The 10,841-nt window shown below is 39.5% G+C and carries 5 protein-coding genes; all 5 read right to left on the bottom strand.

Annotated features, from left to right (window positions below; genetic code table 11):
- Positions 1-211: 211 nt before the first annotated feature.
- Positions 212-3,031: a M16 family metallopeptidase gene (locus L990_RS15645; RefSeq protein ID WP_047451302.1), complete on the bottom strand. Its 2,820-nt coding sequence runs from the start codon at positions 3,029-3,031 to the stop codon at positions 212-214.
- Between the two features lie 116 nt (positions 3,032-3,147).
- Positions 3,148-4,389 (bottom strand): peroxiredoxin family protein, encoded by a 1,242-nt coding sequence (locus tag L990_RS19450; RefSeq protein WP_052181083.1) that lies wholly within the window; start codon positions 4,387-4,389, stop codon positions 3,148-3,150.
- Between the two features lie 5 nt (positions 4,390-4,394).
- The gene (locus L990_RS19445; protein WP_052181082.1) at positions 4,395-5,741 is read right to left on the bottom strand and encodes a TlpA family protein disulfide reductase; all 1,347 of its coding nucleotides are present in this window, start codon (positions 5,739-5,741) and stop codon (positions 4,395-4,397) included.
- A 157-nt stretch (positions 5,742-5,898) separates the two neighbouring features.
- Complete coding sequence (locus L990_RS15630) at positions 5,899-7,290, bottom strand: RagB/SusD family nutrient uptake outer membrane protein (RefSeq protein WP_047451300.1); 1,392 nt, start codon at positions 7,288-7,290, stop codon at positions 5,899-5,901.
- A 9-nt stretch (positions 7,291-7,299) separates the two neighbouring features.
- Positions 7,300-10,800, bottom strand: a complete 3,501-nt coding sequence (locus tag L990_RS15625; RefSeq protein ID WP_047451298.1) for a SusC/RagA family TonB-linked outer membrane protein — start codon at positions 10,798-10,800, stop codon at positions 7,300-7,302.
- Positions 10,801-10,841: the final 41 nt, after the last annotated feature.

The following is a 10,841-nucleotide window of genomic DNA, read 5'->3' as shown; positions in this document are numbered from 1 at the left end:
AAAGCTGGGCAAAGGCCATGCTAGCACCTACCACTGCTAGTACAATTAAAAGTAACGTCTTTTTTGCCATACTATTTTTTTTACAAAAGAGACACCTTAGGCTAGAGAACCTAGCCTTTCATGAGATAGTGATTCATTTTAAATCCCCATCCAAGGCAGTCTCCAATAAGGCGTTTATATATTTTAAACCTACCGATCCTTTGATATCAAATTAAATGTCCGATTTAGGATTCATAATTACTTCAACAATATTCCCCTGATCTAACCACTCTTTTGCAGCATTTTTAACCATTTCAGGTGTAATACTCTTAATATATGAAGAATACGTTGTTGAAAAATCCACCTGATTTTGGAGATACAAAGAGAGAATATTCAACCAAAAACGGTTTTCTACCTGCATATCCTGATTTCTTTTCAGCATAAACTCCCTTACTTTACTGATATCCTCAAGTGAAGGACCTTTCTCTATAAAATTCTTGATTTCTTGATGGACAATGGCAAGCATCTTTGACTTTAACTTCGGATCGGTATCAAATGAAATTTGAAGCATGTACTGCTCGATTGGCTTAATATCTATAGAAGCACCTACAGATACTCCGTAAGAGGCCCCCTCCTTCTCTCTGATTGCTTCAGTGTACCTGAAATCAAGTATTGAAGAAACAAAATCCATCAAAATACTATTCTCCATCGAATACTTTGCCGTTCCAGAGTAACAAACAAAAACACTTGATTTGGGAACGCTTAACACCTTTTCAAAATCAACGGTTTTAACTCCTTTCACCATTCTTACTCCTCGGTCTTTCCATTTTTCAGTTCCCGTCGAACTTGGTAAACCTCCGAGGTAGAGTTCCACCATCGGTTTTACGACACAGGAATCAATGTTGCCTGTAAGTATAAAAGTAAAGTCTCCTGCATTGGCAAAGCGCTCCTTATAGAGTTCTACCACCCTCGCATAATCTACTTTATTGAGCATCTCTAGATCAAATTTCGACATGAATGGGTTACGATCATAGAGGGTTGTTCGAATAGAATCCGAAAGAGCAGATGCTGGATTAAGAGCTGCGATCTCCAGCTGATTTCTCTTTCTTGACACATAGTTCTTAAATGCCACTTCATCCATTCTTGGTTGGGTGATCTTAAGAAAGGTAAGCTGCATAAGTGACTCAAAATCTTTGGGCGTAGTATTACCAGAAAGAGACTCTGCACTACTGCCCACGTTAGCACTTATCCCTACAATTTTTCCGTTAAGAACCTTATTCAACTCCATTGGATCAAATCCCCCAAGCCCTCCGAGAGGCACCACCTCATTTATAATGCTGTAGTTTGCTCTTTCCTTTTCATTAAACAAGGACGTTCCTCCTTCCGAAAAAGCATGCATTAGTATTTGATCCTTTTTAAAGTCTGTTTTTTTTATAAAAACTTTAGCACCGTTGGATAACTTCCACTTTGTGTAGCCAAACGGGGCATTTTCGGATTGCACTACCTTTCCACCTTTGGGCAAAGTTGCTAATAAAGGTTCCGTAATCACCTTGTCCTGATAAGGTTCTATATTTTCTCTCTGTATATCGGCAACTGCAGCAAGAACTTCTTCCTTCGTAGGGGTATAAACTCCCTCTTTATGGGGCCCTGTTACGACTATTACCATATTAGTATCGGAGACATAAGACTTAGCAAGACGATTAATATCCTCTACATTAATACTAGGCAAAACCTTTTTCACGAGGTCAAATTCAAATTCTATTCCAGGAATAGGTTCGTTCGTTGTAAAGTTATTTACATATTCTTGAACAAAAACTCCGCTTTTTTGCTTTTCTCGCTCGTTAAACGCATTTTCAAAATTACGTAGATACTCCACCTTTACACGCTCAAGTTCAGATACGCTAAAGCCAAAACGGTGCATTCGCTCGTTCTCTCGCACAATTGCTTTAAGAGCATTTAGCGCCTCTCCACTCTTTGCAGAAGCCCCTGTTGTCCACGCATCTTTAGTCTTAGAAACAATATAATTTCCGTAAGTTGCCCCAGCGCCTTGAAACGGAGGATTGGATTTCTGGGATATTTCAGCAAAACGGGCATTCAGCATTTGGGCTATAAAATTCTGAACAATACCCCTGACGTAGTACAACCTACTATTTCGCTCTGTAAATTGTACCGTATGCATCTTATACATCAACGACACCGACGTTTTATTAACTTCAGGATCTGTTACAATTGAGACAATAGGTTCCTGATTGTCTTCTACTGCGACATAAGTGCGTTCGGTTGGATTTACAGGCCTGCTGATATCGGCGAAAATGGATTTAATTCTAGCCTCAACATCGGCAACCTCCACATCTCCTACAATAATAATAGCCTGAAGATCGGGCCTATACCATTTTTTATAGTAGTCACGAAGCTGCTGATATGAAAAACTGTTAATAACATCAATAGAACCAATCGGCATTCTAGTGCCGGTAATATTATTCGGATATACCTCCTTAAAGTAGGCACTACCAACACGGTTCTGACCCGTGTTACGTGTTCGCCATTCCTCGCGGATTACTCCACGCTCCTTATCTATTTCTTTGTCTTCTAAACTTATACAGTTAGACCAATCGTGTAACACAAGGAGAGCCGAATCTATTATTGTAGAACGAGTGGTAGGAACATTTGAAATATTGTAAACTGTTTCATCAAAAGCCGTATATGCATTAATATTTTCCCCAAATTTTACTCCAATAGATTCACAGTACTTTATAAGCCTATCTCCCGGAAAATTTTTGGTTCCATTAAAAGCCATATGCTCAAGAAAATGCGCAAGCCCCTGCTGGCTTTCATTCTCAAGCATGGACCCCACTCTTTGCACAATAAAAAACTCAGCTCTTTGCTCCGGTATGTCATTTTTTCTAATGTAGTAAGTCAATCCGTTAGGCAATTTGCCAATCTTAACTTTCGAATCAACAGGTAAGCTTAGATCGGAATGTTGCTGAGCAACGCCGCTATTAGCCAATAAGCCTCCTACCGCAGCAATTGCTGCGAATACATACTTTTTCATGAAATAAAATTGAGGGTTCAGGAAAACTGTGAGCCACGTTGTGGCCCACAATCTCCAAATAAACAAACTGCTAAATAGTCACTCCTTAAAGAGAGAAGTTTTATAAGGAAGACTCACTACTTTAGTATTTCTTGAAGTTTTTCGTTAAGGAGCTGCTTTCTAAGGTTTACGGCAACAATCTTTCCATCACAAATTAGATAGTTAGCAGGAATACCTCGAACACCATACTTACTGGCTATTGCACTCTTTATTCCTTCGAGATCTGATACATTTATCCAAGTCATTTTATCCTTATCCATTGCATCAAACCAACTCTCCTTTTTATTATCGAGAGAAAAACTTACCAGAACAAATCCTTTATCCTTGTATCGTTCATTAATGTAAGCCAAATAAGGATTTTCTGCTCTGCAAGGAGCACACCATGAAGCCCAAAATTCTACTAAAACAACCGTTCCCTTTAACTGACTCAGTGTAACAGAGTTGCCCTTCGAATCGGTGGCTGTAAAATCAGGTACAACACTCCCTTCTGGAGCTTTGCTGTAGCGCAATAAATTACGTTTCAAGCTTATACCCTCTTTCGTTAACCCTTTTTTTTCTTCTAAAATCTTACAAACCTCAGCTAGTAACTTAATATCTTGGCTGATATATTCCCAACTAATAGCATAAATATAAGGGGAGGTTGGGTTAGCCTTTACAAAATTAAAGGCTTCGGTACTCATTTGCCGTTTTAATGCTGTCAGCCTATCATCAAATTGGGCAATTAATCCAATACTTAGCTCGCCTTCATAGGTTTTGAACTCCCGCTCAACCAACTCAAGCTGCTGCTCTAAAGGATTTATTATCTGTAAAAAAGCAACATACTTAACCACATCTGTGCTACCCTGCACTTCTGCATTAGAAATGCCTGTCATGGGTACTTTTAAATTAATATCTTCTCCTGGTTTAATAAAAATATGCAGCTTCCTTTCGAGAGGTTTTGGTATCATTTCGTCTAAAATTGGACGTAATACCGCCTGTGTAGGAGAACTTTCATTTCCTAGATTAGGATAGTATGCCGACAAATCGACCTTTTTACCCTGTTTGCTTAACTCACTTAATAACGAAAGCGGACGATCTAAGCTAACCATTAACTGTAGTATAGAATCAGCAGCATACTTCTTCTCAAAGATACCACCCTCAACTTCAATGGAATCTACAATCGTTCTCTTTTCTTGAGAAATTTCGACATAAACATATCGTACAGATAAATTTGCAACTGTTCCTCTTATCGTTGATGTACCTTTCTGTGCAAAACTTGCGAAAAAGGTTCCAAACACGAGAACAAAAGCACCAAATGTCCTTATCAATAAAATCAGCATCACTATTACTTGCTAAGTTGATTATTAATCAAATATTTAAGATCAGGGTTAGAAGGCCTAGGTGCATCTACCGTAACAATTGCCCCCTTTTTATCAAAAAGCATAAATCGAGGAATACCATTGATTCGATAGTCTTTTGAAAGCGTAGAATTTTCGCCTGCAAAAAGCTGAACACCGCCCAAATGGTGCTCCTTAACAAAAGCCTTCCACTTTTCAAGATCCTTCTTGCTATCTGTTGAAACACTTATAAAAACGACGTCTTTCCCCTCATACTCCTGCTCTAAAGCATTAAGTGAAGGTAATTCCTTTTTACAAGGACCACACCAAGTAGCCCACACATCTACAAGCACAACCTTCCCTTTAAAATCGCTTAGAGATACATTCCGACCGGAAGTATCGGCATACGTAAAGTTGTAAGCAGGAGTTCCTTCTTTATAATCTATTAACGACAGACGAATTTTTTCCATAAACCCCTTTAAATCGGCATTGGTAATCAAAGAACCATATTTTTCCTCGATCTCCTGAAACTCTTTATAAGATTTAAAGTATTTAGCAACATTCACCACCAATACCCCTTTAGATAGATTCCCTCCTAGTGCAGCAATCTGCTTGTCAACACTATTATAGGCCGAGCCTCCAGTAACCTTCAAGTAGGTACAGATCAAGGTAAGAAGTTTTTCGCCATAAGGTTGCTTCAACACATTATCGTCATCATAATCCTTCGTGCCAATAAGTCTTTTTACACGCATCGGATACTGATCTAAATTCGGATGCTCTACCCTAGGGGTGTATATCCCCATCAGCGTATAGTAGTCTAAATCATATCTGATAACTTGATTCATAAGGTTATCAAATATTTTATTCCCAGAACTATTCATTTTTACGAAAGACTTTGCCTTTGCCTCAACTTTCTCTAACTCCGGAAATATTTCCTTATATGTTGATCGTCCTTCATAGAAATAAACAGTCATTTTTTTCAACGGCTGGCTAAACTGCTGCCATTTCCCAAGCGCCAAGTTCTCTTTAGTATTACCCCCAACAAAAGTCATTAGCGAATCGTTAATAAGAACAGTTGCAGCGTCTCCCGGTTTAAGGTAAAGTCGATAGGATTTTTGCTTATCTCCAACCGTGTAAAATGCCGCCTCTGGCACTTTAAGTAGAAACCCAAAAGTTCCATCGGCCGAAGGGCTCGTCGTAGCAATGGTGTCTTCACGCCCATTTATCGTCCTAAATAGGCATATTTTCGAAATACCTTTTTTTTCGAGGGTTCCTTTAATAGATGAAAAAGGTTCCTGCGCAAAGCCCTGTTGGGTGCCTACTAAAACCAACAGTAATAGTAATATATGTTTCATACAACATTTTTTAAATTAAGACCAAAGGCGAGTAACTTTACGAAAAAACCTACATCACCGGCAGATTCTGATATTTGAACCTGTAGTCTGTTAGAAATAAATGAATAGTGTAAAAGGGGCTATCGAATAAACTTATGACAGCCCCAAAGTTTATGACCTACTTTTCAACGTTTTGCTTTAGGTTAGGGCTTTTATGGAGGGCATCGTCAGGAAATGGCATAATAAATATGCTGCTACTGCTCTGCACCGTTACCTTTGCTCCATCCTGAAGGATACGCTCTACCGCCTGGTGTCTTCCTTCAACCTCCAAGCGTCGTATATCGTAAAAATTATTGGGTGTAAGCACCAACTCCCGCGAACGCTCGTCCATCACATGATTAAAGGCTTCCTCCTGATTGTTCGCAACCAAATCGGCATATTTTGTAGGTAAAATTCGCTTTTTACGCAAATCGTTCACAATTTGCATCGCTTCAGCCACCTTATTCGAGCGGGCATAACACTCCGCGAGCATAAGCATAACTTCAGAAACCTTCATTCCTCCAATGTTAAATTTTATCATTCGCGAGACATTCACCCCATTTACCTTTTCGTAATACTCTCGATATGCGTAACAACCAGGTAAAAAAGCCGAAAAAGTGTACCAGAAAAAGCGATCTTTTCGTAAATCGCCTGGAGTATATTTGCTAACCAAACGTGGACCAATACCAAATCCCAGTGGAGTAAAACTATTTATTCCATAACCAAAGTAAAGATTCTCCTCGTTGTTATAGCCAATTTCAGGAGCAGGTTTAGGACCTAAATCCCAAGCAACCCAATCAAAAATGAAGCTGTTGTGCTTAAGCGATTCCTTTGCCGCAGTTTCAGCCTTGTCAAACTCTCCCTTAAAGAGGTAGACTTTTGCTAAAACACCATTAGCAAATGCAAGACCTGGATGGTTAACATTTTTTCCTTTTGAGCCAAGATGAGGCAACGCACTCACCAAATCACTTTCAATAGCGTGGTATACCTGTTCAACCGTCATTTGCGGTGGATTCTCCTCGAGCGAAAAGGCTGTTCGTACCAATACCCCTCCATCTGTCGATGATGTTGCCTTGTTGTAAGGTTTAGCAAAAGTATTCACCAATACAAAGTAGTTATAGGCCCGAAGCACTAATGCCTCTGCTCGCGTTCTCAGCTTATCTTTTGGATCTCCATCAGATTTCACAACCTCATCGATTACTATATTATAACGAGCAATACGCTTATAGCATTCCGTATAAAGAGGAGTAGTTTTAAAGTCGGTTGTTCGATCCACATCAGACAGCCCTAAATAGCAAGCTTTCGAAAATAAATAACCATTGCCTGTAACAATTGAAGACATTGATCCAGCGTCAAAAGAGGAGTACCAAGCAAGTTGGTTATCATAATTGAATAAATTTGCATAGTCTAGAAGAGCAGTATAATCCTTCTCTTTTTCAAGGATAATCTGTCCTTTGGGTGGAATATCTAAATCGCATCCTATAAACAAGGAAGAAAGGGTCACCAGTCCCAATAATTGTAATTTCTTCATAATTTTAAGCTAAAGGGTTAGATTTATACTGAACAGATAGGAGGGCATATTTGCGCCATTACGAGTTCCGTCTCTTTGACCGAAATTTTCAGGATCAATACCGTTCCCGGCAGCACACCAATACCAAAGATTATTAACCTGAGCCTTTACTTGTAAGCTCTTATTTTCTAACCAACGAACGCCTTTAGTTGTAACGTTATATCCAAGTGTTATGGCACGTAATTTTACCGTAGAAGCGTCTTTGATATGCACATCTGACAATCTCCAAAATCTATCCCGATCTCCAACTGCTCCGTAAACAGGAAACTTGGGAATTTGAGCCGTCTTGTTATTTTCAGTCCATCTATCGGCAATACCTTGCTTCATGCTAGCATACGCTGTTGCAGCTAGTGGAACGACATCATTACGAAGTTTATGGCCAGCATAGAATACAATTTGGGCGTCTAAAGTCAAGCCTTTATACCTTACATTTTGAAAAAAAGATCCAGTAACTGGAGGATCATAGCTTCCTACGTAAACAGCCGCAGCAGGGTCTTTCATTGGATTACTTCCAGCAACAACATTACCGTCCTTATCATAAACAGAAGGCTCTCCGTCCGCTGTTATACCAGCCCAACGATAGGCGTAAGCCGCACTGTATGGCTTTCCTACTACTAAATAACTATCCTGTATTAAATCTAACGCTTTGGTAGGCTGTATATCAACACGTCGTACTCTATTATTGTTGTACGCAAACTGCCCTCTAGAACTTACCGACCAATCTTTTATATTTAACCAATTATAGTTTAACGTAACTTCCACCCCTTTATTAAGCATTGCCCCATTGTTTATGGTCATGTAGTCAAAGCCAGTTGAAGGGTCTAAGGTATAAGGTGATAATAAATCATCAGAATACTTACTATAAACCTCAATACTTCCCGATAGCCTGTTTTTTAAGATGGAGAAATCAACCCCTAAATTCACCAATTCGGTCTTTTCCCAACGAAGCAGCTTATTTGGAGGTGTCATAATGGCAGTCACACGCGCGTCAACATCCACTGAATTTCCTACGTAAGCTTTCATATAAGGAGAGGAACTTCTATCTACATTCCCTGTAAGTCCGTACGAAGCACGCACTTTTAGCATATTAAGCCACTCCACCTGCTTTAGGAATGTCTCCTCAGAGGCATTCCAACTTGCAGAAATAGACCAAAGCGGACGAAATCTATTCCTTTCTGCAACACCAAATAGGTTGGTCTGATCTACACGCCAACTTCCGGCGAGTACATATTTCCCTAGGTATGACAATGAACCGTTACTATAAAAAGACAAATTCCTATTTAAAGTATAAGTTGAACCAACGTTAAGTCCCGTTGACTGTCTAACTTGAGGATAAAGTGCACCATAAATTCCTTTTGTAAGTAAATCCCAATTGATATTAGACTTTCCACTTAATAATTCAGAGGGATGATAACCATAAATATCGGTTACTATACTAGTGGAATTATTTTCCCCAAATTCAGTTCCTCCAAAAAAGGTCATCGACAAATTTGGTAAAATTTGGGCGGAGTAGTTTATCTGGTTTCTTACTCCATAGTTATATGAACGCGATGCAGTACTTGCTAATCTTCCCCCTAAAGGGATATTGTAGGTAACGTTAGTTCCTGTAAGTGTTGCAAATTTATTAATCAAAGTACGCATTGCGTACGAATCCTGCAAGTAAGTGCTACTATTTAGGTCTTCTCCCGACTCATACCCAAATTTGACATTATAGGTTAATCCCTTAAAAAGCGTAATATCAAACTCAGTAAAAGTTCTTAGTTTCGTAGATTTATAATTGTTATAACTCTGCTCCATTTCATCCAAAGCGTTAAACTCCATACCAAATAACCCTTTTATAGATTTTAGGTAGTCATTTTGCTTTTGACTAATAGTTACTATTTGACTACGTGAGCCATCTTCATTCAGTAACCTCTCGTAGGGCATGTAAGATGTAGCCCCACCTGCTCCTAATCCGCTGCTCGAATTCCCAAAGTTGCAACTTGCACCAACAGTCATGTTCATCCAACGAAAAATATCCATACGCGCCTTAAAATTTAGAAGTAAATCCCTGTTACTGCTCTGAATGGTGCTAGGTTGATTTTTCTTTAAAAGTGCTGAAAATGACAAGTCCATTTTTTCAGTACCCTTTCTGATAGAAAAGTTATACTGCTGAGTTACATTCTCGCGCCAGACATTTTTTTCAAACTCCTTCCTATAATCGTTCTTTTTAAGTTTGGCAATAACGGCCTCTTTTTCGTCTGCGGTTATCATCCCCCTTAGCTGATCGTAGTACGCCTGCTGAACCAATGAAATTTTGGACTGTTGACTCTCCTTATCAGTAAAATACTTCATCGGATCTTTTGTATACTGAGGATCATACTCCAAATAGTTTCGCTCATAGTCTATAATATCGCTGGTTGAAGCGTAGCGTAAGTCGTCAATGCTGCGTTTAGGAGTCAACGAATAAGTTGCCGAGAAATTCACGATAGTCTTCCCCTTTTGCCCCGATTTTGTGACGATAACAATAACCCCATTCGAAGCTCTCACCCCGTATATTGACGCAGCAGCGGCATCCTTAAGAACAGTTAGCGACTCTATATCGTTATGATTTATATCCGCCAATCCCATTTCTGTGGGTAAGCCATCAAGCACTAATAAAGGACTATAACCAGCCGAAAAAGAGGAAATTCCTCGAATAACTGGATCGTTTTTATAGGTATTTAGACCAGCAACTTGCCCTTCGAGCATGCTAGACAACCCTCCCAAATTAACCTTACTCTCCAAGGTACTATTTGTTACCGTAGTAACCGCACCCGTATATCGCTCTTTTGAGACGTTTCCGAATCCCGTCACCACCACCTCGTTAAGTCGCTTACTATCGTCTTTCAGCCTTACAACCAGTTCCTTCTCGCCTTTCCAAACCAGCTTCTCGGTAACCATTCCCAAAAAGGAAACGCTAATCGTTCTTGGCTTGCTGTCGGAAAACATCAAGGAACCAATTCCTTTTATATCAGACATGGTTCCGCCTTGCGTGCCATCTACAACTATTGCAGCCCCTGGCAAAGGTTCTCCCATCTCGGTTAAAACCTTAATTTGCAACTTTCCCTTTTTATCCAATCTCGCGGTACTGGGAAAAAGAGCAATTCGGGTCCCTTGAATCTTAAAGTCGATATTAGTGTTGGCCAGCACTACATTCATTGCTGCCTCAACATCATTTCCTGTATAGGTAATGCTTACCTTTTGGCTTGTATTTATATCGTTCGTATAAAGAAAGTTATAACCGCTTTGACTTGTAATACTCTTAAGTACAGTTTCAAGCGAAACCTCCTTCACCTTTAAAACGATTTTTTTACTTTGTGCCCGCAAGGGAGGGGAAAAAAGAAGGGAAAAAAGCAGTAAGACGACCATAGCCGACTTACGAGTTACAATTTCAAGGATGCTAGGCTTGTTTTTAGGCAACAGCATCCTAAACTTCGTAAAGTTTTTCATAGATTTGTTGTGGTTAAGTAAATATTTCGATAAAGTAGGTG

The sequence above is a fragment of the Alistipes sp. ZOR0009 genome, from assembly GCF_000798815.1.
In the GTDB taxonomy this organism is placed as follows: domain Bacteria; phylum Bacteroidota; class Bacteroidia; order Bacteroidales; family ZOR0009; genus Acetobacteroides.
The sequence above is the reverse complement of the archived record's forward strand: the minus strand, read 5'-3'. Positions and strand labels throughout refer to the sequence as shown.

What these genes read in the sequence shown, in the direction of transcription:
- L990_RS15645 (WP_047451302.1), bottom strand. Translation starts at nt 3,031, where the DNA reads ATGAAAAAGTATGTATTCGCAGCAATTGCTGCGGTAGGAGGCTTATTG.
- L990_RS19450 (WP_052181083.1), bottom strand. Translation starts at nt 4,389, where the DNA reads ATGCTGATTTTATTGATAAGGACATTTGGTGCTTTTGTTCTCGTGTTT.
- L990_RS19445 (WP_052181082.1), bottom strand. Translation starts at nt 5,741, where the DNA reads ATGAAACATATATTACTATTACTGTTGGTTTTAGTAGGCACCCAACAG.
- L990_RS15630 (WP_047451300.1), bottom strand. Translation starts at nt 7,290, where the DNA reads ATGAAGAAATTACAATTATTGGGACTGGTGACCCTTTCTTCCTTGTTT.
- L990_RS15625 (WP_047451298.1), bottom strand. Translation starts at nt 10,800, where the DNA reads ATGAAAAACTTTACGAAGTTTAGGATGCTGTTGCCTAAAAACAAGCCT.